Below are 26,834 nucleotides of genomic sequence, written 5' to 3' on the forward strand. Positions count from 1 at the left end.
AACCGCTCACACGAATCGAAGGAACAAGATCATGTCGCGCGTTTGCGAACTGACCGGCAAGGGCCCGATGAGCGGCAACAACGTCTCCCACGCCAACAACAAGACCCGCCGTCGGTTTCTGCCGAACCTGAACGAGGTCTCGCTGATCTCGGACAAACTCGGCCGCAGCTACCAGCTGCGCATCTCGGCTGCTGCCCTGCGCTCGGTCGATCACCGCGGTGGCCTGGACGCCTTCCTCGCCAAATCCCGCGACGAAGAGCTTTCGGACCGCGCGCTGAAAATCAAGCGCGAGCTGGCCAAAGCCTGATCTGCAAGGTTTCTTCCGGTAGTCGACCGATTCGCGACCGCCGGAGGTGACGACCCATGCCCCGCCCGAACAGGCGGGGCTTTGTCATATGAACGGGCCGGTGGTTTGGGTGTTCCGGTGGCGCCGTCAGCCGCCGACGGCCAGTTTGCTGGCCTCGACCTCGGCGATCAGCGCCTCGACGCGCGGTCCCAGTGCCTCGACGATCATCGCGACTCCCGCTTTCGAGGCGTGGATGTGATCCTCCTGAAGGACATGTGCGCGCTGGCTTTCCGGCAGCAGCAGAAGCGGGCCGTAAAGATTGTCATGCACCAGAACGCCGTGGCGCGCGCCAAGCCGGGGCCAGATTTCGGCCCAGGACCGGCGCAGCCTTTCGTTCCGTTCGGGGCGACCGATCCCGACCAGCAGCGCCGGCAGGCCGGCGGCGTCGATCTGGGTCAGGATCGAATCAAGATTGGCCTCGGGGATGCGCGGGGGCAGGTCCATCAGAAGGTCGTTCCCGCCCAGCTCGACGATGACCGCATCCGGGTGGTTGGCCCTGATTTCGGCCGTGACGCGCTTTGCCCCGCCCTCGGTCGTGTCGCCGGAAATCCCCGCATTCAGCACCAGCACGTCATGTCCGCGCTTTCTCAGCCAGCCCTGCAACTGGGGAACCAGCCCCTCTTTAGGGGCAAGGCCATATCCGGCGGTCAGGCTGTCGCCAATGGCAAGCAGCCGGACCTGGTCGGCGGCCGCCGCAAGCGGCAGGACGGCCAGGGCGATACTGAAACAAAGCGCGCGAGGTATCATCTGAATCCTTTCAGGCGCAGGGAATTGGTAACAACAAACAGCGACGACAGTGCCATGGCGCCTGCGGCCAGCATAGGTGAAAGTTGCGGCCCACCGAAGGGGACAAGGATGCCCATCGCGACCGGGATCAGGGCCGCGTTATAGGCGAAGGCCCAGAACAGGTTCTGCCTGATATTGCCCATCACCGCCCGCGACAGCCGCAGGGCGCGCGGCACGCCCTTTGGATCGCCTCCGGTCAGCACCACCTCGGCCGATTCGATGGCGATATCGGTGCCGGTGCCGATGGCGATGCCGGTATCCGCGGCGGCCAAAGCGGGGGCGTCGTTGATACCGTCGCCGACAAAGACCGTGCCCTTGCCCAGATCATGGACCGCCTTCAGCTTGCCGTCGGGCAGGACGCCCGCGATGACGTGGTCGATGCCCAGCTTGCCGCCCACCGCCTCGGCGGTCCGGCGCACGTCACCGGTGATCATCGCGGTCCGCAACCCAAGATCATGAAGTTCGCGCACGGCCTCGACCGCATCGGGCCGGATCGGGTCCGACAGCGCGAAAGAGGCCCTATGCCTGCCGTCGATGGACAGATGGACGGGAGTCGCGCCCGTCGCGGTCCAGACATCCGCCGCAGCGATCAGGGCCGGATCGGTCGCGATGCCGGCTTCGGTCAGGGCGGCGGCATTGCCGATCAGCAGTGCATGCCCCTCGACCTCGGCCGCGATTCCGCGCCCCACCGTCGCCTTGACGGCCGTGGCCTTGGGCAGATCGATGCCGTCCGCCGTCGCGGCCGCCACGATTGCGGCTGCCAGCGGATGTTCCGAGCGCGCCTCGACCGCCGCGGCCAGCCGCAGGGCCTGGTCCCGATCAATTCCGGCGGTCTCGATGGCGGTCATGGCGGGCTTGCCCAGCGTCAAGGTGCCGGTCTTGTCGAAGCCGATCACCTTCGCGCTTGCCAGCCGCTGCAAGGCGTCGCCACGGCGGAACAGGATGCCAAGCTCGGCCCCGCGCCCGGTGCCGACCATGATCGAGACGGGAACCGCAAGCCCCATCGCGCAGGGGCAGGCGATGATCAGGACCGAGATTGCAGCGACCAGCGCCTGACCGGCGGAGCCGGTGACGCCGATCCAGATCGCAAAGGACAGGATCGCCAGTCCGATGACGACCGGAACGAAAACATTGGTGACGCGGTCGACCACGGCCTGCACCGGCAGTTTCGCCGATTGCGCCTGTTCGACCAGCGCGATGATGCGGGCAAGGACGGTGTCCCCGCCCGTCGCTGTGACGCGGTAGCGCAGGGCCGAAGTGCCGTTCATCGTGCCGCCGGTCAGGGCATCGCCCGGTCGCTTGCTGACAGGCAGAGGCTCGCCCGTCAGCATGGATTCGTCGACCGCACCTTCGCCCTCGACCAGCACCCCGTCCAGTGCGACGCGTTCGCCGGGGCGCAGGCGCAACACGTCGCCGGGGACCAGATCCGCGACCGGCAAGGTCACGACCGCGCCATCACGCTCGACCTCGGCCGAGGCGGGGGCCAGTTCGACCAGACGGCGGATGGCGGCGCTTGCACGGCCGCGCGCGCGCGCCTCAAGCCAGCGACCCAGCAGGATCAGCGTGACGATGACCGCCGCCGCCTCGAAATAGACATGGCGCGCGGATTCGGGCAGCAGGCCCGGCAGGAAGGTCGCGACGGTCGAGTAAAGCCACGCGGCCCCGGCGCCAAGCGCGACCAGGCTGTTCATCTCGGGGCGGCGGTGGATGAGGGCGGGCAGGCCGATCCGGAAGAACTGGCGCCCCGGCCAGGCCAGCACCACCGAAGTCAGGGCGAACTCCACGAACCACAGCCCTTGCTGGCCCAGAAGCGCGTAAAGGCGATGATGCAGCGCGGGGATCAGGTGCCCGCCCATCTCGGCCAGGAAGACCGGCAGCGTCAGCACAAGCGCGATCAGGAAATCGCGCCCGATCCGGGCAGGATCGTCGCCATGGTCATGCGCGCCTGCGGCGTGGTGGTGCATGCCGGGCGCGCGGGGGATGGCCTTGTAGCCTGCCGTGCTGACGGCCGTGGCGAGATCCTGCGGCGAAATGCCGGGGGAATGGCGCACCAGTGCCTCGCGCGTGGCAAGGTTCGCGCTGGCCGAGGCCACACCGGGAATACCGGTCAACGCCTTTTCCACCCGCCCCACGCACGACGCGCAGTTCATGCCCTCGACTGACAGTCGGGTATCGACATCGGCGGCGGGATAGCCGGCCCCGGCCAGAGCCGCGACGGCATCGGCCATCGCCTCGGGACGGTCCAGCCGGAAATGGGCCTGCCCGGTGGCAAGGTTGACGCTGACGTCACTGACGCCCGGCGTGGCCTTCAGGGCGCGCTCTGCCCGCCCCACGCATGAGGCGCAGCGCAACCCGGCAAGGGCCAGCCGGCCCTCGGTCCCGGTGGAATTGTGGTGGTCTTTCATGATCCATGTCCTGTCTGAATTGCGGAAACGCGGTTCAGACAGGAAGCGGAGGCGCCTGTGGTCGTCGGGGTGCACGGCCCGGAATTGCAGGCAGGGCGACCCGCAGCCGGATCGGGGGAAGGCGGCGCGCAACGGCAAGGCGCGGGCGCGCGACGACATGACACCGGCAGGAACGGTCGCCCCGGCCGCGGCACAGATGCTCTGCCCGCGCGATGGCGCGGCGCGGGGCCTTGGCGGCGATGGCGGTCATGCAGCACATGCTGAAAGCTCCTTCACGATGCAAGCTAGGCACGATCCGGCAGCGAATCAAGCGCGTCACGACGCTTTGAGTTGATCCCGCCCCGGCAAGTCGTTACCGGCTGGGTCAACTCTAGCCGGAACTCAGGACAGGATAATGAACCGCCGTCAGATGCTGATGCTTTCCCTGCCGCTGATCGCGGCGCCCACGCTGGCGCTGGCTCAGAACGGCCTGCCCGCTGCTCCAGCCGCGAAACCCGTGGCCAAGCGCGACCCCTATGCTCCGACCGAAGTGGCGATCCGCCCCGATTTCGAGGTCGGAAGCATCATCGTCGTGTCGAAGGATTTCTTCCTTTACCACGTCATCGCTCCGGGTCGTGCCGTGCGCTATGGCGTCGCGGTGGGCAAGGACGAACTGGTCTGGCGCGGGCGCGCCACCGTCGGGCGCAAGACCGAATGGCCCAGCTGGCGTCCGACCCCGGCGATGATCAAGCGCAAGCCCGAGCAGTACGGCAAATGGGCCGACGGCATGCCGGGCGGCCCGACCAACCCGCTGGGCGCGCGCGCGCTTTATCTTTACGACGCGCGGGGCAACGACACCTCGATCCGCATCCACGGCACGACCGAGCCTGGCTCGATCGGCCGGGCCGTTTCGAACGGTTGCATCCGGATGCGCAACGAGGCGGTGATGGATCTGTACGAACAGATCCCGACCGGCACGCCGGTCTATGTCTATTAATTGGACATCCGTCTGAAATCCTTGTCGGATCCGGCGCTGGCCGGGTTCGACACCATCATCGATACGCGCTCGCCCTTGGAATATGCCGAGGATCACCTGCCCGGCGCGATCAACCTGCCCGCCCTTTCCGACGAGGAGCGCGCGCGGGTCGGTACAATCTACAAGCAGGTCTCTCCGTTCGATGCCCGCAAGATTGGCGGCGCGCTGGTCGCGGCCAATGCCGCGCGCCATATCGCTGGCCCGCTTGCCGCGCATGATGGTGCCTGGCGGCCGCTGGTCTATTGCTGGCGCGGCGGGCAGCGTTCGGGTTCCTTCGCGACGATCCTGGGCCAGATCGGCTGGCGTGTCGGCCGGATCGAGGGCGGCTACAAGGCCTGGCGCGCGATGGTGGTCGAACGGGTCACGGCTTCCCTGACCACGCCCGTTATCGTGCTGGACGGCAATACCGGCAGCGCCAAGACTGAAATCCTGCACCGATTGGCCGCGCGCGGACATCAGGTCATCGATCTGGAAGGGCTTGCGAACCATCGCGGCAGCCTGTTCGGCGGGATGCCGGGTGGCCAGCCAAGCCAAAAAGGCTTTGAAGGCCGCCTTGCCCTTGCGCTGGAGCGCCTGGATCCGACCCGGCCCGTGGTGGTCGAGGGGGAAAGCTCGCGCATCGGCGAACGCAACCTGCCGCGCGGGATCTGGCAGGCGATCACCACGGCTCCGCGCATCCGGCTGGCGGTCCCGGTGACCGAACGCGCCGCTTATACCGCCCGCAGCTATGCCGATGCCTGCGCCGATCCCGTCGGCGTGGCCCGGATCATCGACAGCCTGCGGCCGCTGCATCCCTCGGACCGGATCGAGGAATGGCTGCGTATGGTCGATGCTGCCGATTGGGCGGGCCTGTCCGAAGGGCTGATGCGGGACCATTACGATCCGCGCTATGACAAGCATCGCAGCCGCCACGACGACGGCAGGACCCGAGTCCTGCCGATTGCCGACCTGCGCGACCTTGATGCCGCAACCTCGGCGGTCGAGGCCGCGCTAGCCGCGCAGGAAGCGCCTTAGGACCTTTTCCAGCTTGGCCGCACCCAGCGGCGCCATCGCCTTGGTATGCTCATGGCTGATCGATTCATCCGACAGCCCCGCGCCCATATTGGTGATGACCGACACGGCGGTGCAGTTCAGCCCCAGGAAGCGACCAAGGATGATCTCGGGAACGGTGGACATGCCGACCGCATCCGCGCCCAGCACCCGCGCGGCACGGATCTCGGCCGGGGTTTCGAAGCTGGGGCCCGAAAACCAGCAATAGACCCCCTCGGGCAGGTCGACGCCCTCGGCGGTGGCAGCGGCCTTCAGCGCGGCGCGCAGCCCGGCGTGATGGGCATCCCCCAGTGGCACGAAGCGCGCATCCGTCGGCTCACCGATCAGCGGATTCGTTCCCGCAAAGGCGATATGGTCGCTGAGCAGCATCAGCGTGCCGGGTGGCATGTCGTCGCGCAGAGAACCGGCGGCATTGGTCAGGACAAGGTTTTCGCAGCCCAGATCCTTCAGCACCTCCAGCGGCAGGCGCATGACATCGGCGCGCCCTGATTCATAGTAATGCGCGCGTCCGCCCAGCACGGCGACGCGCCGCCCCTCAAGCGTTCCGACGACCAGCTGCGGCACATGGCCCGAAACCCCGGCATGGGGAAAGCCGGGCAGGTCGGAATAGGGGATCGCCACCCCTTCGACTGTTGCCGCCAAATGGCCCAGGCCAGAGCCCAGGATCAGCGCGTATTCCGGCGCCTGATTTCCGGCGCGGTCCCGCACCAGACGGGCAATGTCAGCGCTCTTTGACATAGGGTTCACCTCCGGCGCGGGGCGGGATGGCGCGGCCGACGAAGCCTGCCAGGATGATGACGGTCAGGATATAGGGCAGCGCGCTCATGAACATCGAGGGCACGGTGATGATCCCCAGGTCAAGGTCGGGAAAGCGGTTCGCCAGCGCTTCAAGCAGGCCGAACAGGAAGGTTGCCCCCAGCGCGCTCCACGGTCGCCACTTTGCGAAGATCAGCGCGGCCAGCGCGATGAATCCGCGCCCTGCCGTCATCTCCTTGACGAAACCGGCCGAGATCCCCGTCGCCAGATAGGCCCCGGCAATGCCGCACAGTACACCGCAGATCATGACAGCGGCATAGCGCAGCCGCGTGACCGAAACGCCGGCGGTATCGACCGAGGCGGGGTTTTCCCCGACCGCGCGCAGACGCAGCCCGAAGCGCGTGCGGTAAAGCACCCACCAGGTCAGCGGCACCAATGCGAAGGCGACATAGACGAGGATCGTGTGGCCCGAAATAAGCTCGGCATAGATCGGGCCGATCACCGGGACCGGGCGCAGCGCGTCTGCAAAGGGCAGGGTGATCTCGGTAAAGCGGGCCGCCCCTTCAAGCGAGGGGGTGCGCCCGCCAAGGCCGAAGATCTTCTGCCCCAGCAGCACCGTCATCCCCGAAGCCAGAAAGTTGATCGCGACGCCCGAAATCAGCTGGTTGCCCCGGAACGTGATCGAGGCAAGCCCGTGAATCAGCGACAGCGCCAGTGCCCCGGCGATTCCCGCCAGCAAGCCGATCCAGGCGTTCCCCGTGGCATAGGCGACCGAGGCGGCGGTAAAGGCCGCCATCAGCATCTTGCCCTCAAGCCCGATGTCGAAGACGCCCGCGCGTTCGGAATAAAGCCCGGCAAGGCAAGCCAGCAGCAGGGGCGTCATCAGCCGGACCGCGCTGTCGAGGATCTGGATGATAGTCGGAAAATCCATCAGCGACGCTCCATTGCCATGCGAAAGGCCATGACGCCCAGAAAGACCCCAAGCGTGCCTTCCACCCAGCGCCGGGCGCGATCATAGGCGTGGCGCACCGGGCGTGAGGACAGGATCATGGCCCACGTGGCATGGCCCGCCAGCGACAGGACCATCCCGCCAAGCGCAAAGATCAACAGCACCGGCAGCGGTGCGCCCTGCGCCGGACCGACGCTGACCGCGGCCATCCAGAAAACCAGCGCCTTGATATTGGTGATCTGCAACGTCAGCCCGGTCGCGAACAGCCGCGCAAGCGGTTGGCGCTGCACCTGTGCGACTTGCACCTGCGGCGGTACGATGGCCTTTTTCATCGCCTTCCAGGCCAGCCATGCCAGATAGGCTGCGCCCAACAGGCGCAGTACAGTCCCTGCCCAGGCAACTTCCTGCATCAGGATCCCAAGGCCAAGGCTGGTCGCCAGCGCGAGCAGGCCCGCCCCGCAAGCAATCCCGAAAGCGGTCATCAGCGCCGCTGCACGACCCTGCTGGGCCCCGATGCCAAGCAACAGGGCCACGGCCGGGCCGGGGGACATGACGCCGACCATCTGGACCGAATAGGCTGCAATGAATGCGGGCAGAAACGGGGTCAGCCAGTCCATCAGGCGTCCTTCTTGCGACGGCGGGCCGCGAACAGGCGTTCCAGCGGCATCCGCACCATGTTGTCCAATGCGCCGGTGAACAGGATGACCAATGCCTGGATGACGACGATCAGCTCGCGCGGGATGCTGGTCCATAGCGCAAGCTCGCCCCCGCCCTGATACAGGAACCCGAACAGAAACGCCGCCAGCAGCACGCCCAGCGGGTGGTTGCGTCCCATCAGCGCGACCGCGATGCCGATGAAACCGGCGCCCTCGACCGCGTTCAGGACCAGCCGCTCGGCCTCGCCCATGACGTTGTTGACCGCCATCAGTCCGGCCAGCGCACCCGAGATCAGCATCGCGATGACCGTGATCCTGACCGGCGAGATGCCGGCATAGATCGCGCCGCGCTCGGACTTGCCGAAGGCGCGGACCTCAAACCCCAGGCGCGAGCGCCAGATGAGCAGCCAGACCAGCAGGCAGGCCACGAGGGCCACGAAGAAGCTGACATTGGCGGGGGTGTTCTTGCCCCATTCGATGCCAAAGGCCAACGCCATGTCCGAGATCTTGGGCAGATGCGTCGGCGCCGCGAAACTGGCCGAGGCGGGATCCATGCTGCCGACGGGGCGCAACAGGTTCACCAGCACATAGTTCAGCAACGCGGCCGCGATGAAGTTGAACATGATCGTCGTGATGACGATGTGGCTGCCGCGTTTGGCCTGCAACCAGGCCGGGATCAGCGCCCACAACGCGCCGAAGGCCGCACCGCCGATCATCGCCGCGGGCAGGGCCAGCGCCCAATGCGGCCACGGCACCGCCAGCAGGACCAAGGCGACGCCAAGCCCGCCCATCGCGGCCTGTCCCTCGCCGCCGATATTGAACAGCCCGGCGTGATAGGCGACCATGACCGCAAGGCCGGTGAAGATGAAGTTCGTCGTGTAATACAGCGTGAAGCCCCAGCCATAGCTGGACCCCAACGCGCCTTCGACCATGACCTTCAGCGCCTCGACCGGGCTTTCCCCGATCGCCAGGATCACCAGGGCCGAGATCGCGAAGGCCAGCACCAGCGAGATCAGCGGCGTCAGGATCACATCCGCCCATTTCGGCATTCGCTCCATCAGCAGTTCCTCGTGCCCGGCTGGCTTGTCTGTTCTTCGATCGCCCGTGCAAGGGGCCAGCGGCGTATCATCCCGTGGCTCCCGGCTGGTCGGTTCCCGGCGCAGAGGCGGGCGGCATCGCCTCGGCGGGGGACGAGACGGTCGCCGGATCGATCCCGGCCATCAGGCAGCCCAGATCGGTTGTGGTCGCGGCGTCGGGCAGGCGCTCGCCCATGATGCGGCCGTCGAACATGACGGCGATGCGGTCGGACAGGGCCATGATCTCGTCCAGCTCGACCGAGACCAGCAGAACGGCCTTGCCGGCATCGCGCAGCGCGACGATGCGCTTGTGGATGAATTCGATCGCGCCGATATCCACGCCGCGCGTGGGCTGGCCGATCAGCAGAAGTTCGGGATTGCGCTCGACCTCGCGGGCGACGACGATCTTCTGCTGATTGCCGCCGGAGAAGTTCTTCGCCGCCAGTTCCGGATTTGGCGGGCGCACGTCATAGCGTTCGATCTTGCCTGCGGCATCCGCACGGATCGCGGCATGGTCCATCAGCATGCCCCGGTTGAATTCGGGCGCATCGTGATAGCCGAAGGCGACGTTTTCCCAGGCGGCGAAGTCCATGATGAGTCCTTCGACCTGACGGTCCTCGGGGACATGGCCGATGCCTGCCTCGCGTCGCGCACCGGCGTCCGAGCCGCTAAGCGGCAGCGGCTGGCCCTTCAGCCGGACCACTCCGTCCAGCGCGGCGCCGGGTTCGGGATAGCCGGCCAGAATCTCCAGCAACTGCGTCTGGCCGTTACCGGCGACGCCCGCGATGCCCAGAATCTCGCCCGCACGGATGTCCAGATCGACCCCGCGCAGCCGGACGACACCGCTGGCATCGGTCATCGAAAGGCCGCGAACCTCAAGCACCGGTGCGCCGGGGGATGCGGGTGTCTTTTCGACGCGCAGCAGAACCTTGCGCCCGACCATCAGCTCGGCCAGTTCGGTCGAGCTGGTCTCGGCCGTCCTGACCGATGCCACCATCTCACCCCGCCGCATGACCGAGACGGTGTCGGTGATCTCCATGATCTCGCGCAGCTTGTGGGTGATCAGGATGATCGTCTTGCCCTCGTCCCGAAGGCCGCGAAGGATGCGGAACAGGTGATCGGCCTCGGCCGGAGTCAGCACGCCGGTCGGTTCGTCCAGGATCAGGATGTCAGCCTGGCGGTAAAGCGCCTTCAGGATCTCGACCCGCTGCTGGTGGCCGACGGACAGATCCTCGACCGGGGCGTCGGGATCGACCTGCAATTCATATTCGCTGGCGAGCCGCTTCAATTCGCCCCGCGCGCGGGAAAGCGAGGGGCGCAGCAGGCCCCCGTCCTCGGCGCCAAGGATGACGTTCTCCAGCACGGTGAAATTCTGCACCAGCTTGAAATGTTGGAACACCATGCCGATGCCCGAGCGGATCGCGGTCTGGCTGTCGGTGATGACGACCGGCTTGCCGCCGATCAGGATTTCGCCGGAATCAGGGCGATAGAAGCCGTAAAGGATCGACATCAAGGTCGACTTTCCGGCCCCGTTCTCGCCGATGATCCCGTGGATCGTGCCGCGCGCGACGCTAAGGTCGATCGACTTGTTGGCCTGCACCGGACCGAACGCCTTCGAGATCCCCCGCAATTCGATTGCGGGGGACTCGTCCGCGACGCCGCGCGGCGCGGTCATTACTGCACCGGGCAAGTGTTGTCGGCCATGTAGTCATGGACCTTGATCTCACCCCCGGTGATGCCCTTGGCGGCGGCATCGATGGCGGTCTGCATTTCGGGCGTGACCAGCGCCTTGTTGTTGTCGTCGATCGCGACTGAGACCCCGCCCGACGCCAGGTCCATGACCTTGATGCCCGACTCGGCCGCGGGGCCGGCCTTGAAGATGTCGTAGACCGAGTTGTCGACGCCCTTGACCATCGATGTCAGGACCTGACCCGGATGCAGGTGGTTCTGGTTGCTGTCGACGCCGACGGACAGGATGCCCGCATCCGCCGCTGCCTGCAGGACGCCGATTCCGGTGCCACCTGCCGCTGCATAGATGACGTCCGCGCCTTGCGAGACTTGCGCCTTGACCAGCTCGCCACCTTTCACCGGGTCGTTCCACGCCGCCGGGGTTGTGCCGGTATAGTTGATGATCAGCTTGCCTTCGGGATTGGTCGCCTTGAAGCCCTGGGCATAGCCGCATTCGAACTTGTGGATCAGCGGGATGTCCATGCCGCCGATGAAGCCGACCGTGCCCGATTTCGACGCCTTGGCGGCCATCACGCCTGCAAGATACGACCCCTGCTCCTCGGCGAAGACGACGGATTCCACGTTCGGCTGTTCCACCACCATGTCGATGATCGCGAACTTGGTGTCGGGATAGTCCGGTGCCACCTTGTTCAGCACCTCGCCAAAGGCGAAGCCGGTCATGACGATCGGGTTGGCGCCGGTCTCGGCCAGACGGCGAAGCGCCTGTTCGCGCTGCGCCTCGGACTGCATCTCGAGTTCCTTGTAGGTGCCGCCGGTCTCGGCCTTCCAACGCTCGGCCCCTTGATAAGCCGCCTCGTTGAAGGACTTGTCGAACTTGCCGCCCAGGTCGAAGATCAGCGCGGGGTCGGCCATCGCGAGCACCGGCATCAGCGAAAGACTGGCGCCCGCCAGCAGGGATTTCATCAAGGACATTTGTCGAACCTCAACCTGTTATGCGGGCGACTCCGCCCGGCGGTGAAATGGATTAGGGGGCATGGGCGTATTTGCGTCAACCGCCTTCTATGCGGCTAAAGCACGCGACGCATCAGGATCGCATCAAGGCCAGAGGCATAGTAATTCCGGCGGGTTCCGACCTCGCGCCAGCCATCCGCAAGGTACAGAGCCTGCGCGGCGGTGTTGTCCGAGGCGACCTCAAGAAAGGCCTCGACTGCACCCCGCTGGCGCGAGGTTTCGCGAAATTCGGCCAGAAGCGCGCGCGCGATGCCCTGGCGTCGGGCGTCGGGCGAGACGGCGACGGTCAGCAGCTCGGCCTCGTCCACGACGGTGCGCCCGATCAGGAATCCCGCCGGGCGAGAGATCAGGAAATTCAGGCGGCTGTCCAGCAGGTCCTCGATCTCGGCCGCGGACCAGGGGCGGGGATGCGTGCCGAAGCAGCGCAGGTGCAGGTCGGCAAGGGCGTTCGCAGTCATGACAGGATGACGGGACCACGGTCGCGCGCAGGCGCAGCATCGGCCGGGCGCAGATAGATCGGGGCGGGACGGGGCTGGTCCGGCACGTCGCGACGTGTCAGCGCGATGCGGGCGATGGCAACCGCCAGCGGATAGCGCGGGGCAAGAAGCGGTGGCCCCGGCGGCAGCGCATGGATCGCGCCCTGTTCCGGTCCGGACAGCGCATCCGCGCCGAAGTCCTGCCAGATCACGTCGCCCCCGCGGGCGGGCACGGCAACGCGGCAAGGCCGGGGCAGGTCCAGCGCCGCGGCCTCGGTCAGGCTGACGCCGATGGCGGGGATGCGCAGCGACAGCGACAGCCCCCGCGCGGCGGCGACCGCGATGCGGATCCCGGTAAAATTGCCCGGACCGGTGCCGACGCCCAGAACCGACAGGTCGCGCCAGTCCGCGCCCGCCTCGGCCAGAATCTCGGTCAGCAGCGGGAACAGCCGCTCGGCCTGTCCGCGTGACATCTCTTCATGACGTTGGGTCAGTACGGTGTCGCCCGACAGCAAAGCGGCCGCGCAATGCGCGGCCGATGTGTCGAAGCCCAGGGACAGAGGCTCAGCCAACGGGCCTGACCTCGGTCACTTCCGGGATGTAATGGCGCAGCAGGTTCTCGATCCCCATCTTCAGCGTCAGCGTGGACGAGGGGCAACCCGCACAGGCGCCCTGCATGTGCAGATAGACGACGCCGCGATCGAAGCCGTGGAAGGTGATGTCGCCACCATCCTGTGCCACGGCGGGGCGCACGCGGGTATCCAGCAGTTCCTTGATCTGGGTCACGATCTCGGCGTCGGGGCCATCCTGATCGTTATGGCCGCCGGTGGCACCGGTTTCGACGACGGGGGCGCCGGACTGGAAATGCTCCATGATCGCGCCCAGGACCGAAGGCTTCAGGTGGTCCCAGACCACGCCGTCGACCTTGGTCACGGTCACGAAGTCCGATCCGAGAAAAACGCCGGCGACGCCCGGAACGGCGAAGATGCGGCGTGCCAGCGGACTGCCCGCCGCAGCCTCGGCCTCGGGGAAGTCGGCAGTGCCGGTGCCCAGAACGGTTTCGCCCGGCAGGAACTTCAGCGTGGCGGGGTTCGGGGTGGTTTCGGTCTGGATGAACATGGGCGTGCTCCTTTGCGCGCGATATGGGGATTGAGGGGGGCACAAGTCAAGGCAAAGCGGGTCGACCGTTGGTCGCGGCAAGGATGCCAAAGGTCGCTAGGTTGACCAGCACATGGCACAGCGCCGGAAAACCCGCGCTGCCTGATCCCAGCCGCGCGGCCATGGCCAGCGCGCCCAGAAGCGCCGCGCCCAGGATCATGCCTGCCGCGCCCCCCGGCATGTCGAGCTTCGCTAGCGCCGTCGCCGGCGCAAGATGCCACAGCGCGAACAGCAGGACCGGCACCACCGCCTTGCCGCGATCACCGGGCCCAAGGCGCCGGACCAGCGCGCCGCGCCAGAATGCTTCCTCCAGCGTGCCGTTCAGGGCCGCTGCCAGCGCGACCACCGCCAATACATGAGGCGAGAGGCGGGACAAGGCGGGTAGGGCCAAAGCTGCCAGCAACAGTGCCGGCAGCAGGCAGGCCAGCGCGACGGAGATGGGCGGCACCCGCAGGCGAAGCGACCAGCCGCCCCGGCCAAGGCCGATCACGAGCAGCAGCCAATAGGCGGAAAGCCCCAGAAGGCAGGCGTCCAGCGGCCTCAGCCCACTTCGGGCCAGCAGATGGAACAACGCCGCCAGCCCCGGAATCGCAACCAGGGCGGACAAGGCCATCCCGCGATCCATCAGGCGGTGATCTGTTCCAGCCGTTCCCGCGACATGCCGCCCGGCACGATTGTGACAGAGCAGGGAAGCGTCGCCATTTCGCGCATCAGGCGCGAAATCAGCGGCCCGGGTCCGGCGGATTCGGTCGAGGCGGCGAGTACTACGACCCCGATCTCGGGATCCGCGCCGATCTGGGCCAGAAGTTCGTTGCCGGATTCGCCCTCGCGCACGATCAGTTCGGGATCGATTCCCGGACGGTCGCGCATCCATTTCGCAAAGACTTCGAAATGCGCGTGGATGCGTTCATAGGCCTCGGCGCGCATGACCTCGGCCACGCCCATGCCGTGCTGGATGTCCGCAGCCTGGATCACCGCCAGGACCTGAACGGCGCCGCCCGTCCTGGCCGCGCGCATCGCGGCGAAACGGATCGCGTTCAGGCATTCGTGGGAGTCGTCCAGAACGACCAGAAATTTGCGCATGACCTCTTCCCGGCTGACACGGGCTTGGCAAAGACTGGCCGAAAGGACACGCCCGCGCAAGTCTGTCGCGCTTTCCCCCTTGCGTTCGTTTTCAATTGCCTTGCCCTATGTTAAGGCGAAAACATACAAAACAGACCCACCACTGTAGGATCGTACTGTGACAATTCATCATGATTGGGACAGCAGCGATCATCGTGACATGGCCCCGGTCCGGGGACTGAATGTGTCGTGGATTGCGCAAGAGGATCCGGCCGCCCGGATCGGCATGACTTTCGGCAAGCGGGTCTTCGACATCACCTTCGCTTTGCTGCTTTTGGTGCCGCTTTCCGTGGTCATGGCGATTGTCGCCGCCGTCCTTCTGGTGATGCAGGGCCGTCCGCTTTTCTATGTCGCGCCCCGGATGCGCGCCCCGGGCGAGCAGTTCGACTTGCTGAAGTTCCGCACCATGCTGTGCGAAGACGGTGACTTCGGGGCGACCGGTGCGCATAAGCACTGGCGCATTACCCGCGTGGGCCGCCTGCTTCGGCGGTCGCGGATCGACGAATTGCCCCAACTTTTCAATATCCTTCGCGGCGATATGAGCTTTGTCGGACCGCGCCCGCCCCTGCGCGAATATGTCGAGCGGTTCCCGGCGCTGTACAATCAGGTGCTGCGCAATCGCCCTGGCGTGACCGGTCTTGCGACCATGATCTATCACGCGCATGAGGATCGGATCATGGCGCGCTGCGCCACGGCCGAGGCGACCGAAGACGCCTATTACCGCCGCTGCCTGCCGACCAAACTGCGTCTGGACCTGATCTATCAGCGCCGCCGCAGCCTGCGCGTCGACCTGTGGATCATCTGGCATACCTTCATGACGGTGCTGGTTCCGAACTGGCAGGGCCGGGGACGCCGCCGGATTCCGTCGGGCGAAGGTACGCCTGCACAGATACTGCAGGAAACTCCGGCCAAAGGCAGCGTACCGGCCGAGTGATTCTCTCAGCCATTCCGGCCCGCGAACGGGTCCAGCGGATATCCCACTCCGGTCAGATACAGGCCCTGCGGCGGACAGACCGGACCGCAGGCGGCGCGGTCGCGTGCGGCCAGCGCCTCAGCCACGCGGTCGGGGGACCATGAGCCCGCGCCGACCCGCTCCAGCGTGCCCACGATCGAGCGGACCTGGTTGTGCAGGAAGGACCGCGCCCGCAGGTGAAAGCGGTATTCGCGCCCCTGCGGTATCTCGATTTCCTCGATCCGGATTTCGTCCAGCGTCTTCACCGGGCTTTTCGACTGGCACATGGTCGAACGGAAGGTGGTGAAATCGTGCAGGCCGATCAGATGCGCCGCGCCCGCCCGCATCGCGTCGATGTCCAGCGGGCTCAGCACCTGCCAGACCGCGCCGCGATCATGGGTGACGGGGGCACGGCGCGCAACCAGCCGGAACAGGTAGCGCCGCTCGACCGCCGAGAAACGGGCGTGGAAATCGTCCTTTACCCGAGCGGCGGACAGGATGGCGACAGGCGCGGGCTTCAGGTGCCAGTTCAGCGCCTCGGACAGTCGGAAAGGGTCCCAGTCCCGCGCCAGATCGGCATGGGCGACCTGACCGGTGGCATGGACGCCGGCATCGGTACGGCCCGCGGCGGCGATGCGCGCGCCAGCGGCAAAGCCCTTGTCCAGCCGGGCCAGAGCAGCTTCGATCGCACCCTGCGCGCTGGGCTGGTCGGCCTGGGCCTGCCATCCGGCAAACGGAGCGCCGTCATATTCGATCAACAGGGCGTAACGGGGCATCAGCGGGACTGCTTCTGGCCTTCGCGGGGAATCAGCAGATCGTCCAGCGTCATCGGCCGTTCCAACTCGGACGGGGATTTTGCGGCGGTTGGGGCGGGCTGGCCCACGCCTTCGCGCGACAGCCGGTCACGCAGCACGCTGATCTCGACATCCAGGTCTTCCTTGCCGCCCTCGATCAACCTGCGGATCCGCGCCGAGAAGCCGGTCTCCAGATCCGCGAGCAGGGTTTCGTAATCCTGCCGCGCGCGCTGGTCATGGGTCTGGACGTAAAGGTCCGCGAACTTCACCGTCGCGTCGCGCGCACCCTGAAGATAGACGCCAAGATAGCGGCGCGCCCCTGCGATCTCGGCCGGGTTCTGCTCGATCCGGGCGAAAAGATCGCGGGCGGTGGCGCTGAACATCGCGACCCGCGCCTCAAGCCGGCGATCGCCGGTGCGCAGGATGGCGTCCTGCATGGCCTGAAGATGGGCCTCGCCCTCGGCAATGATGCGATGCGCGCGGTCCTGCTGGAAGCTGTCGATGCCCTCCATCCCCTTGTCGCGCATCGGGTCGGGGCCAAAGCAAAGCCAGTGCAGCACCGCTCCCGCGACGCCGATCACGCCCGCGCCCAGTTCGGCGCCCGGCGCATAGGACCCCAGCGCAAGCCCCAGCCCCGTCAGGATGCCACCGAACAGCTTGCGCGGGATGGCGGGCCGGCGCGCGACGCGCCGCGCGGCATAGGCGGCCTCGGCTTGCAGCCCCTCGCGGGTCAGGAACATGCCGGCGGCAATGCCGCCAAAGGCGCAAAGATGCATGACCAGCCCGAAGGGGTCCTGCCAGAACGCGCTGATGAGAAAGGGGAAGGCCATGATCGTGACCCAACGCGTCCGCGATTCCAGCGGATGCCGGATCTGGCCGGGCTGGGAACGCAGCGGCGGCATGGTCCCATCGCCGGATTGCCGGGCGGAGGGCGAGAACGGACCCTGAAAGCGTCTGGCCATGGTCCCGCCTCAGCCCGCGCCCACGAACGAGGCGTACAGGGTCAGCCCCATCAGCAGGAAAAAGGACAGGCGCTGGGTCGCTTTCCGGGACATCTGCTTCCTTTCGCCCTTGAGGATTGCCCGCAGCATATAGTGACCGCTGCCGCCGAAAGAAAGGGCGGGGCCGGACAGCGTGGCGGCAGGGGGGATGATGGAGCGGGTGATGGGAATCGAACCCACGTATTCAGCTTGGAAGGCTGCTGCTCTACCATTGAGCTACACCCGCATCGGGGCTTTCTATACTCAGGCTCGCGCGGGCTTGCAAGCGCCGCGAACCCGGTACGAGGCATCCGCTTGACGGGGACGGGCAGTCACGGCAAGCAGTTAGCCATGATCGACGTCCGTCCCGTGGCCAATACCGTCGGCAAACTGGTCATCACGCTGGGCGCGGCGATGGTCTTTCCGATGCTTGCCGACTGGTGGGCGGGTGATCCGCATTGGCAATCCTTCCTTGAGGCGGCGATCCTGACCACGCTGGCGGGCGGGCTGGTTACGCTGGCGACGCAGGGCGCAAGCCGGGCGATGACGCTGGAGCAGGCCTTTCTGCTGACGGCCGCAATCTGGGCGGTGCTGCCGGCGGCGGGGGCCGTTCCCTTCATGGTCGGCGCGCCCCATGCCAGCTTTACCGATGCCTATTTCGAGGCGATGTCGGGCCTGACCACCACCGGCACCACCGCATTTCCCGATATCGACAGCCTGCCCAAGGGCACGAACCTGTGGCGCGGCTTCCTGAACTGGTCGGGGGGGCTTGGGATCATCGTCGTCGCGATGATCTTTCTGCCGGTAATGAAGGTCGGCGGGATGCAGTTCTTCAAGTCCGAAGGCTTCGACACGCTGGGCAAGATCCTGCCGCGCGCCTTCGACATCGCGCGCGAGATGACATGGGTCTATATCGCGCTGACCGCGATCTGCGCCATCGTCTATATCCTGATGGGAATGAACGGTTTCGACGCGCTGGTGCTGGCGATGTCGACCTGCTCGACGGGCGGATTCTCGAACTACGATTCCAGCTTCGGCCCCTATATCGGGCCGCTGGAATATGCCGCGTCGTTCTTCATGATCCTGGCCTCGATCCCGTTCATCCGCATGGTGCAGCTGGTGCGGGGCGCGCCGGGGCCGATCTGGACCGATGTGCAGGTCCGGGCCTATCTGCGCTGGATCTTCTACGCGGTCGCGGCAATCGTCATCTATCGCCTGCTGGTGCTGGACGCCAAGGATCCGCCCGCGATCATTCGCGAGACGGTGTTCAACGTCGTTTCGACCTTCTCGGGGACAGGCCTTGTTTCGACCGACGTGACGCAATGGGGGCATTTCCCCTTTGTCGTGCTGGTTGTGGCGGGGTTGATCGGCGGATGCACCGGCTCGACCTCGTGCTCGGTCAAGGTGTTTCGCTATCTGGTTCTGATTCAGGCGGTAAAAGCGCAGTTGCGGCGGATGCAGTCGCCCCACCGGATCTTTCCCCTGCGCTATGACAACCGGCCGCTGGATCAGGAGGTCGTCGATTCCGTCATGACCTTCTTCACCCTGTTCATGATGACCTTCGGGCTGCTGATCCTTGGGCTTGCGATGACCGGGCTGCATCCTCGCACCGCGCTGACCGGGGCCTGGACCGCCATCGCCAATGTCGGCGTCCTGTGGGGGCCAGAGCTTAGCCCGAATGGCGCGGTCGACCAGCTGCCGACCGCCGCCAAGTGGATGATGTCGGTCGGCATGTATGTCGGTCGTCTGGAACTGATGACGGTTCTGGTCCTGCTGCTGCCGCGCTTCTGGCGCAGCTGAAGGGCGTCACGGCGTCGCGGGAGAGGCCACTCCGGTCTGGGTTGTCACCTCGGTCGCGGGGGCGATGGCGGGTATCTCGGGTACCGCTTCACCAGCGCCCGGGGCGAAACGGGCGATATTGTCGGAAAGCTCGGCCGCCAGACGGCGCTGCTCTTCGGGGTTCTGCACCGGCCAGATCAAGACGAAGCCCTGCGCGTGCCCGTCGACCACGCGCCCCTCGGCATGGCCGATATGGGTCTGGTTGCGACCGTCCAGGATGATGCTGCCCTTCTGAATGCGACGTGTCGGCGCAGGCACCCAGCCAAGCGCGGTGACAAGGCCGGACAGGTCCTGCAATTCCTGCTGTCCGCCGGGTTGCGAGAACAGGATCAACGCCGCCCCCGACCCGTCCTTGGGGCCATAGATCGAAAGCGCTCGTTCCGCCCGGTCGAATTGCAGCCGGTCCATCGGCGCGGGCAGGGCCAGGCCGGTGTGGCTGTCCTGCAACTCGGTCAGGCCCATCTCGGTCCGCCATGCCTCGCGACGGCGGGTCAGTTCGGCCATTGCGGTCGCGGTATCGGGCGAGGCACGAAGGCGCACGATCTCGGCCGCGATGGCTGCGCGTGTCATCGGACCGTCCTTGCCATCGATCGCGCCGTCGTAATGCCCGGCCCAACGCAGGGCGCGCTGGATGTCTTCAAGCGACGGCATGGCGGGGCGCGCCGCGTCGGTGGCGGGGGGCGGGGCCAGTTCGGGTGCGCTGCCCGCGATCGCGACTTCGCCGACCTCTTCGGGCGAGGTCAGGAAGGCGTCCTTCGGGATCGCGCCCGCAGCCTTGAAGGCCGTCAGCCAGGCCTCGCCGGTCGGTTCCTCGACGGGACCGAAGGCGATGGCCAGACGGCCGTTCGGAAGCGTCCACAGCCCGGCTTCGGGCAGGGTCTCGCGCCACTTCGCCAGCATTTCTTCGGCCTTGGCGCGGTCGGTGGTCGATTCCAGGCGCAGGAATACCTTGGCCGGGGCAGGCGGCTCGACCGGCGTCACCACCTCGGGCGCGGCAGGCTGGGGGAAGGTCGAGGGGGTGCCGGGTGTCCCGGCTGCGACCGGGCCTGTGTCCGCGGCGGGGGCTTCGGGGGGCACGGCTGCCACGGGTTCGGGTGCGGCGGCTGACGCATCCGGAGTCGTGGGGGAATCGACCTGCGTCAGCCGTCGCCCGTCAGCCGGGGCGATGAAGCTGTCGCCGGGCACCTGACCATCCGACCTGAGTTGCCGCAGCCGTGCGGTCGCCTGTTCGCGTGGCATCGGGCCAAGACCGATGCCGATCCAGCCATCGCTGAGCGGAAAGGTCACGACATCGTCGAAACGCTCGCTCCAGCCCTGGGCGGCGCTGCGTGCGACCTCGGTCCCACGCTTCGCTTCGACCCGGATCAGGACATCCTCGGCCAGCGCGCCGGACGCGCCAAGAAGCGGCAGGGCCGCACCGAAGACGATTGCAAAGCGCCGCATGCGCAATTCCCTCTCATTGACCCTGCGCCGCCCTCTGCCTAGAAGGCGGCTGACCCTACTTGCCAGTTATGCAAAAGGATGCAGCGATGACCAGCCCCCAGGACAATCAGACGGCGAAACCCGTCTGCTTTCAGGACGTGATCCTGCGCCTGCAGTCCTATTGGGCCGCGCAAGGATGCGCCGTGCTGCAACCCTATGACATGGAGGTCGGGGCCGGCACCTTCCACCCGGCCACCACCCTGCGCAGCCTGGGTGCGCGCCCTTGGGCCGCGGCCTATGTCCAGCCCTCGCGCCGCCCGACCGATGGTCGCTATGGCGAAAACCCGAACCGGCTGCAGCACTATTACCAGTACCAGGTCATCATCAAACCGTCGCCCGCGAACCTGCAGGATCTGTATCTGGGTTCGCTGAAGGCAATCGGTCTGGACCCGATGATCCATGACGTGCGCTTTGTCGAGGATGACTGGGAAAGCCCGACGCTGGGCGCATGGGGCCTTGGCTGGGAGGTCTGGTGCGACGGCATGGAAGTCAGCCAGTTCACCTATTTCCAGCAGGTCGGCGGCCATGACTGCCGCCCGGTCTCGGGCGAGCTGACCTATGGGCTTGAGCGTCTGGCGATGTATGTGCTGGGCTGCGAGCATGTCATGGACATGCCCTTCAACGATCCGGCAAGCCCGATCCCGCTGAGCTATGGCGACATCTTCCGTCAGGCCGAGCGCGAGTATTCCCGCTGGAACTTCGAGCAGGCCGATACTGCGACCCTGCTGAAGCATTTCGAGGATGCCGAGGCCGAATGCGCCCGCACGCTGGACGCTGCTGATGCCGACAGCGCCGGTCGCGCGATCCCGATGGCGCATCCGGCCTATGATCAGGCGATCAAGGCCAGCCACCTGTTCAACCTGCTTGACGCGCGTGGCGTGATCTCGGTCACCGAGCGTCAGGCCTATATCGGTCGGGTCCGGGCGCTGGCGAAGCGCTGCGCGGATCTGTTCGTGACCACCTCGGCCGCGACGGGCGAGCCGCTTCCCGACTTCCCGGCAGGGGCCTGACGTGAACGGCCGCATTCCCGCATTGCTGATCCTTGGCGCCGCGCTCGTCGCGGGCGTCGGGGTCTGGTATGCGCAGGAATACGGATTCTACGAACGCGTGGACCCGGCGGGTGTCGCGATTACCGTGATGGCGGGCGGGCAGGCGGTGCCACTGCAGGCCGGCGATCTTGAGGCGATCGACGCCTCAAGCTCGCCCATCCGCTGGCGCGGCTGCTTCCGACTGGACCAACCGTTGCCGGCCGATGCCGAACCCTTTGCCGGGGCGACGCCGCTGATCGGCCCCGGCTGGTTTTCCTGCTTTGACGCGGGCCGGATCGCGGCGGATCTCGCCTCCGGCGCGGCCAAGGCCTATCTGTCCCAGCCCGAGATCCGCCCTGATGTGGATCGGGTGATCGCCGTCTATCCCGACGGCCGCGCCTTTGGCTGGCACCAATTCAACGACAAGACCCCCGAACGCGGAGTGATGGACTGATGCCCGACCTTCTGATCGAGCTTTTCTCGGAAGAAATCCCGGCGCGGATGCAGGCCCGCGCGCGCGAGGACCTGAAGAAACTGGTGACCGACGGGCTGGTCGCGGCTGGCCTGACCTATGCCAGTGCCGGTGCTTTTTCGACGCCGCGCCGCCTGGTTCTGACCGTCGAGGGTCTGACTGCCCACAGCCCGACGACGCGCGAGGAACGCAAGGGACCGCGCACCGACGCCCCGGACGCCGCGCTGGAGGGCTTTCTGCGCTCGACAGGATTGACGAAGGACCAGCTTCAGGCGCGTGACGACAAGAAGGGCCAGGTCTGGTTCGCCGTCATCGCCAAGGCTGGCCGCCCCGCTGCGGAAATCGTGGCCGAGGTACTGGACTCCGCGATCCGCAATTTCCCCTGGCCCAAGTCGATGCGCTGGGGTACGGGTTCGCTGCGCTGGGTCCGCCCGCTGCATTCGATCATCTGCCTTCTGTCCGACGAGGGCGGCGCGAATGTCGTCCCGCTGGAGGTCGAGGGGATCACCGCCGGGAATACCACGCGCGGCCACCGCTTCATGGCCCCGGACGAGATCACTGTCACCGGCTTCGACGATTACGCGGCCAAGCTGCGCCGCGCCCGCGTCATGCTGGACAGCGCCGAACGCGAGGCCGCGATCCGGCAGGAAGCCGCGAACCTCGCCTTTGCCCGCGGCTGGGATATCATGCCCGACGACGGCCTGCTCTCTGAAGTTGCGGGGCTGGTCGAATGGCCGGTGCCGCTGATGGGCGTGATCGAGGACCGGTTCCTGACCCTTCCGCCCGAGGTGCTGCAGACCTCGATGAAGGAGCATCAGAAGTTCTTCTCGGCCCGGAACCCCAAAACGGGTCGGATCGAAGGCTTCGTGACCGTCGCCAATATCGAGACGCCGGACAATGGCGAGACGATCCTGAAGGGCAATCAGCGCGTGCTGGCCGCCCGGCTGTCGGACGCCGTGTTCTTCTGGGAAAACGACCGCCGCGAGGCGAAATCGGGCATGGCCGACTGGGCCGAGGGCCTGAAATCCGTGACCTTCCAAAGCAAGCTTGGTTCGCAGGCCGATCGCATTGACCGCATTGCCCAACTGGCGCGCGAAATCGCGCCGCTGGTCGGGGCGGATGCGGATGAGGTCGAGCAGGCAGCCCGCGTGGCCAAGCTGGACCTGCGTTCCGCGATGGTCGGCGAATTCCCCGAACTGCAAGGTACGATGGGGCGCTATTATGCGCTCGAAGCGGGCAAGGCCCCGGTCGTCGCGGATGCGGCGCGCGATCACTATTCGCCACTTGGCCCCTCTGACGCGGTGCCCGTCGCGCCCGTTTCCATCGCGGTGGCGCTGGCCGACAAGCTGGACACGCTGACCGGCTTCTGGGCGATCGACGAAAAGCCCACGGGGTCGAAAGATCCCTTCGCCCTGCGCCGTGCGGCGCTGGGCGTGATCCGGCTGGTGCTGGGGAACGGGGTGCGCGGCAAGTTGTCCGAGATTGCCGCCAAGGGCTATCCCGGTGCGGATGCCGCCGATCTCCTCAACTTCTTCCACGACCGGCTCAAGGTCTTCCTGAAAGATCAGGGCATCCGCCACGACATCATCGATGCGGTGCTGTCGATGCCCGGCAACGACGATCTTGTCCTGCTGGTGAATCGCGCCGTTGCGCTGAATGACGTGCTGAAGACCGAAGACGGGACGAACCTGTTGCAGGGTCTGAAGCGCGCCAGCAATATCCTGACCCAGGCCGAGGCCAAGGACGGGGTCGAATACAGTTTCGGCGCCGATCCGAAATTCGCCGAGACCGAACAGGAACGCGCGCTTTTCGACGCGCTCGACAAGGCCGAGCCCGCGATCCGCGAAGCCGTGCGTGGCGAGGATTTCCCCGCCGCCATGCAGGGGATCGCTACATTGCGCGCCCCGATCGACGCCTTCTTCGAGGCCGTGCAGATCAATACGGACAACCAGATCGTCCGCCGCAACCGCCTGAACCTGCTGTCCCGCATCCGCGAGGCCGGGCGGCTGGTCGCGGATTTCGGCCGGATCGAGGGCTGACGGCTTCATCGTTCCGAAAATACCCATGGGGGTGCGGGGGCAGTCGGCCCCCGCTCTTCGCGCTTGCAGCATTCGCTGGCCCGTGCCTAATGTGACGGCATCATGACCGCACTGAACGATCCCGATGCCATTGTCGAAATCACCCCTTCGGCGGGGATCCAGGTCCCACGCTACGGCTGGCGGGCGAAATGCCTGCAACGTCTGGTGCGCATGGGATTGCCGGTCCCGCTCAGCTTCGCGATCTCGGCCGATGCGGTGCGCGCGATCGCGGCCGGGCAGACCCCCGATCCACGCCAGCTTGCCGCGGTCATCGAGCGAGCAGATGGGCTGGTCAGCATCCGGCCCTCGGCGGCAAATCCGGCATGGGGCGGGCCGGGGACGGTCCTGAACGTCGGGATCAACGACGCCTGCCATGCCCGGCTGGTCGAGACGCGCGGACAGGCCGCGGCCGACGCTCTGTATCTGGGTTTCGTGCAATCCTTTGCGATTCATGTCGCGCGACTGGATGCCGAAGCGTTCTCGGACAACGAGGTCGGGTTGGCTGGCGCGCTTCGCGCCTATGAGGACGAGACGGACGAGGAGTTTCCGCAGGACCCGGCCCGGCAACTGGCCGAGGTGCTGCGCAGCATGGCGCGTGCCTGGGACGGTCCGACCGCGCGGCTTCTGCGCCAGGCCAAGGGCGCGCCGCCGCATGCTCCGCTGGGGCTGATCGTGCAGACCATGGCGCTCGCGATCGGGCCGGGGGTGACGGGGTCGGGTTCGATCCAGCTTGCCGACAGTTCGACTGGAATGCCACGCATCACCGGGCGTTTTCGCGGCCAAAGTCAGGGCAGGGCCAAAGCCGAGGGGGCTGAGACCCTTTACCTGACCCGCGACCCGCGTGGCCCCTCGCTTGAGGAAGCCGCGCCCGAGGTCTTTGCCGACCTGATCCGCTATGGTGTCGCCGCCCGCGAACGCCTGCGCGAGGAAATGCTGGTCGAATTCGTTGTCTCGGACAGCAAGCTGTCGATCATCGACGCGGTGCGCGTCCCGCGCTCTTCCCGCGCGGCCGTGCGGATCGCCGTGGCGCTGGCCCGCGATGGCATCATTCCGACCGAAGAGGCGGTGATGCGGATCGAGCCGCGCGCCCTGTCGGACCTGCTGCATTACCAGGTTGATCCCGACGCGCCGCGCGACCTGATCGCCAAGGGCATCAATGCCAGTCCCGGCGCGGCGACCGGGCAGATCGTCTTCAGCGCAGCCGCCGCGCAGGCGGCCGAGGCGCGAGGCGAGCGCTGCGTTCTGGTGCGACGAGAGACCGTGCCCGAGGATATTCGCGGCATGCACGCCGCCACCGCCGTCCTGACCGAGCGCGGTGGCATGACCAGCCACGCGGCGGTGATCGCGCGCGGCATCGGGCTGCCCTGCATCGTTGGCGCCTCGGGGATCTCGATCGACACGCGCGCCCGGACCATGCTGGCGGGGGGGCGCATGTTCCACGAGGGTGAGCAGATCACCATCGACGGGACCACCGGCGAGATTCTGGCGGGCGAGGCGGCGATGCTTGAACCCGCGCTGGACGAAAGCTTTACCCAGCTTCTCGACTGGGCGGACGCACATTGCCGCATCCGCATCCGCGCGAATGCCGACACGCCCGAAGATGCGCGCACTGCCCGCATGTTCAACGCGCAGGGGATCGGCCTTTGCCGGACCGAGCACATGTTCTTCGACGACCAGCGCCTGCCGGCGATGCGCGAGATGATCTTTGCCGACAAGCCCGGGGACCGTCGCCTGTCGCTGGAACGGTTGCTGCCGATGCAGCGCAGTGATTTTGCCGCGCTGTTCGAGATCATGGCCGGACTTCCCGTCACCATCCGGCTTTTCGACCCGCCCCTGCACGAATTCCTGCCCCATGACCGCGAGGGAATGCGCGAACTGGCGGAATCGCTGGATCTGCCGCTGTCGGATGTGACGCGCCGGGTCGAGGCGCTCAGCGAATTCAACCCCATGCTGGGCATGCGCGGGGTCCGGCTGGGGATCACCGTCCCCGAGATCTATGACATGCAGGCCCGCGCCATCTTCGAGGCGACGATTCAGGCCAGCAAGAATGGCGAAGCCGTGGTCCCCGAGATCATGATCCCGCTGGTCAGCGCCCGGCGCGAGGTCGAACTGGTCAAGAACCGGATCGATGCCGTTGCCGCCGCCGTCCGCAACGAGACCCGCAAGGACGTCACCTATCGCCTTGGCGTAATGGTCGAGACCCCGCGCGCGGCGCTGCGCGCGGGCGATATTGCCGAACATGCCGCCTTCCTGTCCTTCGGCACGAACGACCTAACCCAGATGACCTATGGCCTGTCCCGAGACGATGCCGGCCGCTTCATGTCGGCCTATGTCGGGCAGGGGGTCTATGGCGAGGATCCGTTCCACATCCTCGACCGGGAAGGCGTCGGAGAGTTGGTCGCCATCGGCACCGAACGCGCCCGCAGCCGCGCGCCGGGGATCACCATCTCGGTCTGTGGCGAGCATGGCGGCAACCCGGAATCGATCGCTTTCTGCCTGCGGGCGGGCGTCAATTACGTCTCTTGTTCGCCCTTCCGAGTGCCCGTCGCGCGCCTTGCCGCGGCGCAGGAATCGATTCTGATGAGTCGCGAAGACGCAGAATCGGCCGCCAACCGCGAGTCCTAAGACCTGCCGATTTTGGCCAGATCCCGCTGTTTCCGGAAAAGCACGTCGGCGGGTTTCCGCTGGAATCCCTTATTTTGCAGCTAATTCCG

Annotated in this window: 26 protein-coding genes and 1 tRNA gene; 9 read left to right on the forward strand and 18 right to left on the reverse strand. The window is 66.6% G+C overall.

Features of this window, described 5'->3' with window-relative positions; genetic code table 11:
- Positions 1-31: 31 nt before the first annotated feature.
- A complete protein-coding gene (rpmB, locus tag ACO2Q4_RS02165) occupies positions 32-307 on the forward strand; it encodes a 50S ribosomal protein L28 (RefSeq protein WP_311760695.1) in 276 nt (91 codons plus the stop codon).
- A gap of 126 nt (positions 308-433) precedes the next feature.
- On the opposite strand, the gene ACO2Q4_RS02170 is transcribed toward rpmB, so the two are convergent.
- On the reverse strand, positions 434-1,093 hold the full coding sequence (locus tag ACO2Q4_RS02170) for a GDSL-type esterase/lipase family protein (protein WP_423317020.1): 660 nt from the start codon (positions 1,091-1,093) through the stop codon (positions 434-436).
- On the reverse strand, positions 1,090-3,537 hold the full coding sequence (locus tag ACO2Q4_RS02175) for a heavy metal translocating P-type ATPase (RefSeq protein WP_423317021.1): 2,448 nt from the start codon (positions 3,535-3,537) through the stop codon (positions 1,090-1,092). Before ACO2Q4_RS02175 ends, ACO2Q4_RS02170 begins: the two co-directional genes overlap by 4 nt.
- A gap of 394 nt (positions 3,538-3,931) precedes the next feature.
- On the opposite strand from ACO2Q4_RS02175, the gene ACO2Q4_RS02180 reads away from it, so the two are divergent.
- Both ACO2Q4_RS02180 and mnmH read left to right on the forward strand, forming a co-directional pair.
- Positions 3,932-4,513 carry a L,D-transpeptidase gene (locus ACO2Q4_RS02180; RefSeq protein ID WP_311760625.1) on the forward strand — a complete coding sequence of 194 codons (582 nt, stop codon included), beginning with the start codon at positions 3,932-3,934 and terminating at the stop codon, positions 4,511-4,513.
- Complete coding sequence (gene mnmH / locus ACO2Q4_RS02185; protein ID WP_423317023.1) at positions 4,514-5,566, forward strand: tRNA 2-selenouridine(34) synthase MnmH; 1,053 nt, start codon at positions 4,514-4,516, stop codon at positions 5,564-5,566.
- On the opposite strand, the gene ACO2Q4_RS02190 is transcribed toward mnmH, so the two are convergent.
- The 11 genes from ACO2Q4_RS02190 to ACO2Q4_RS02240 form a co-directional block, all read right to left on the reverse strand.
- Positions 5,543-6,340 (reverse strand): purine-nucleoside phosphorylase, encoded by a 798-nt coding sequence (locus tag ACO2Q4_RS02190; protein WP_423317025.1) that lies wholly within the window; start codon positions 6,338-6,340, stop codon positions 5,543-5,545. The two genes, mnmH and ACO2Q4_RS02190, sit on opposite strands and share 24 nt — an antisense overlap.
- On the reverse strand, positions 6,324-7,289 hold the full coding sequence (locus ACO2Q4_RS02195) for an ABC transporter permease (RefSeq protein ID WP_311760622.1): 966 nt from the start codon (positions 7,287-7,289) through the stop codon (positions 6,324-6,326). Before ACO2Q4_RS02195 ends, ACO2Q4_RS02190 begins: the two co-directional genes overlap by 17 nt.
- Positions 7,289-7,924, reverse strand: a complete 636-nt coding sequence (locus tag ACO2Q4_RS02200; RefSeq protein ID WP_311760621.1) for a LysE family translocator — start codon at positions 7,922-7,924, stop codon at positions 7,289-7,291. Before ACO2Q4_RS02200 ends, ACO2Q4_RS02195 begins: the two co-directional genes overlap by 1 nt.
- Positions 7,924-9,021: an ABC transporter permease gene (locus ACO2Q4_RS02205; protein WP_423317028.1), complete on the reverse strand. Its 1,098-nt coding sequence runs from the start codon at positions 9,019-9,021 to the stop codon at positions 7,924-7,926. Before ACO2Q4_RS02205 ends, ACO2Q4_RS02200 begins: the two co-directional genes overlap by 1 nt.
- A gap of 67 nt (positions 9,022-9,088) precedes the next feature.
- Complete coding sequence (locus ACO2Q4_RS02210; protein ID WP_423317030.1) at positions 9,089-10,714, reverse strand: ABC transporter ATP-binding protein; 1,626 nt, start codon at positions 10,712-10,714, stop codon at positions 9,089-9,091.
- Positions 10,714-11,700, reverse strand: a complete 987-nt coding sequence (locus ACO2Q4_RS02215; protein WP_311760618.1) for a BMP family lipoprotein — start codon at positions 11,698-11,700, stop codon at positions 10,714-10,716. The genes ACO2Q4_RS02210 and ACO2Q4_RS02215 overlap by 1 nt, the downstream gene beginning before the upstream one ends.
- Positions 11,701-11,795: 95 nt before the next feature.
- Complete coding sequence (gene rimI, locus ACO2Q4_RS02220; protein ID WP_423317033.1) at positions 11,796-12,197, reverse strand: ribosomal protein S18-alanine N-acetyltransferase; 402 nt, start codon at positions 12,195-12,197, stop codon at positions 11,796-11,798.
- Positions 12,194-12,787, reverse strand: a complete 594-nt coding sequence (tsaB, locus tag ACO2Q4_RS02225; RefSeq protein ID WP_311760616.1) for a tRNA (adenosine(37)-N6)-threonylcarbamoyltransferase complex dimerization subunit type 1 TsaB — start codon at positions 12,785-12,787, stop codon at positions 12,194-12,196. The genes rimI and tsaB overlap by 4 nt, the downstream gene beginning before the upstream one ends.
- Positions 12,780-13,334, reverse strand: coding sequence for a NifU family protein (locus tag ACO2Q4_RS02230; RefSeq protein ID WP_311760615.1), 555 nt, complete (start codon positions 13,332-13,334; stop codon positions 12,780-12,782). The genes tsaB and ACO2Q4_RS02230 overlap by 8 nt, the downstream gene beginning before the upstream one ends.
- 46 nt (positions 13,335-13,380) lie before the next feature.
- The gene (locus ACO2Q4_RS02235; RefSeq protein WP_423317035.1) at positions 13,381-13,986 is read right to left on the reverse strand and encodes a type II CAAX prenyl endopeptidase Rce1 family protein; all 606 of its coding nucleotides are present in this window, start codon (positions 13,984-13,986) and stop codon (positions 13,381-13,383) included.
- Positions 13,987-13,997: 11 nt separating this feature from the next.
- The gene (locus ACO2Q4_RS02240) at positions 13,998-14,456 is read right to left on the reverse strand and encodes a universal stress protein (protein WP_311760613.1); all 459 of its coding nucleotides are present in this window, start codon (positions 14,454-14,456) and stop codon (positions 13,998-14,000) included.
- 157 nt (positions 14,457-14,613) lie between these two features.
- Here ACO2Q4_RS02240 and ACO2Q4_RS02245 point away from each other — a divergent pair, with 157 nt between their 5' ends.
- The gene (locus ACO2Q4_RS02245) at positions 14,614-15,429 is read left to right on the forward strand and encodes a sugar transferase (protein ID WP_311760612.1); all 816 of its coding nucleotides are present in this window, start codon (positions 14,614-14,616) and stop codon (positions 15,427-15,429) included.
- Between the two features lie 5 nt (positions 15,430-15,434).
- Here ACO2Q4_RS02245 and truA read toward each other — a convergent pair whose 3' ends face one another.
- The 4 genes from truA to ACO2Q4_RS02265 all read right to left on the reverse strand — a co-directional run bounded on the left by truA (position 15,435) and on the right by ACO2Q4_RS02265 (position 17,468).
- A complete protein-coding gene (gene truA, locus ACO2Q4_RS02250; protein WP_423317038.1) occupies positions 15,435-16,223 on the reverse strand; it encodes a tRNA pseudouridine(38-40) synthase TruA in 789 nt (262 codons plus the stop codon).
- Positions 16,223-17,203: a 5-bromo-4-chloroindolyl phosphate hydrolysis family protein gene (locus tag ACO2Q4_RS02255; RefSeq protein WP_423317039.1), complete on the reverse strand. Its 981-nt coding sequence runs from the start codon at positions 17,201-17,203 to the stop codon at positions 16,223-16,225. The genes truA and ACO2Q4_RS02255 overlap by 1 nt, the downstream gene beginning before the upstream one ends.
- A 9-nt stretch (positions 17,204-17,212) precedes the next feature.
- Positions 17,213-17,422: a hypothetical protein gene (locus ACO2Q4_RS02260; RefSeq protein ID WP_311760609.1), complete on the reverse strand. Its 210-nt coding sequence runs from the start codon at positions 17,420-17,422 to the stop codon at positions 17,213-17,215.
- A tRNA-Gly gene (locus ACO2Q4_RS02265) sits at positions 17,395-17,468 on the reverse strand. Before ACO2Q4_RS02265 ends, ACO2Q4_RS02260 begins: the two co-directional genes overlap by 28 nt.
- 104 nt (positions 17,469-17,572) lie before the next feature.
- Here ACO2Q4_RS02265 and ACO2Q4_RS02270 point away from each other — a divergent pair.
- Positions 17,573-19,021: a TrkH family potassium uptake protein gene (locus tag ACO2Q4_RS02270; protein ID WP_311760608.1), complete on the forward strand. Its 1,449-nt coding sequence runs from the start codon at positions 17,573-17,575 to the stop codon at positions 19,019-19,021.
- Positions 19,022-19,027: 6 nt separating this feature from the next.
- Here ACO2Q4_RS02270 and ACO2Q4_RS02275 read toward each other — a convergent pair whose 3' ends face one another.
- Positions 19,028-20,503, reverse strand: a complete 1,476-nt coding sequence (locus ACO2Q4_RS02275) for a peptidoglycan-binding domain-containing protein (RefSeq protein WP_395134929.1) — start codon at positions 20,501-20,503, stop codon at positions 19,028-19,030.
- Positions 20,504-20,589: 86 nt separating this feature from the next.
- Between ACO2Q4_RS02275 and ACO2Q4_RS02280 the strand changes: the two genes are divergently transcribed.
- From ACO2Q4_RS02280 to ACO2Q4_RS02295, 4 genes are all read left to right on the forward strand, one after another.
- Positions 20,590-21,552: a glycine--tRNA ligase subunit alpha gene (locus ACO2Q4_RS02280; RefSeq protein ID WP_423317042.1), complete on the forward strand. Its 963-nt coding sequence runs from the start codon at positions 20,590-20,592 to the stop codon at positions 21,550-21,552.
- Between the two features lies 1 nt (position 21,553).
- Positions 21,554-22,024, forward strand: a complete 471-nt coding sequence (locus ACO2Q4_RS02285) for a DUF6446 family protein (protein WP_311760605.1) — start codon at positions 21,554-21,556, stop codon at positions 22,022-22,024.
- Entirely contained in the window at positions 22,024-24,081 is a 2,058-nt protein-coding gene (gene glyS / locus ACO2Q4_RS02290; protein ID WP_423317044.1) for a glycine--tRNA ligase subunit beta, read from the forward strand. The genes ACO2Q4_RS02285 and glyS overlap by 1 nt, the downstream gene beginning before the upstream one ends.
- Positions 24,082-24,183: 102 nt before the next feature.
- Entirely contained in the window at positions 24,184-26,745 is a 2,562-nt protein-coding gene (locus ACO2Q4_RS02295; protein WP_395134926.1) for a putative PEP-binding protein, read from the forward strand.
- The last annotated feature ends 89 nt before the right edge of the window (positions 26,746-26,834 follow it).

The organism is Paracoccus sp. KR1-242 (assembly GCF_049446195.1).
GTDB lineage: Bacteria > Pseudomonadota > Alphaproteobacteria > Rhodobacterales > Rhodobacteraceae > Paracoccus > Paracoccus broussonetiae.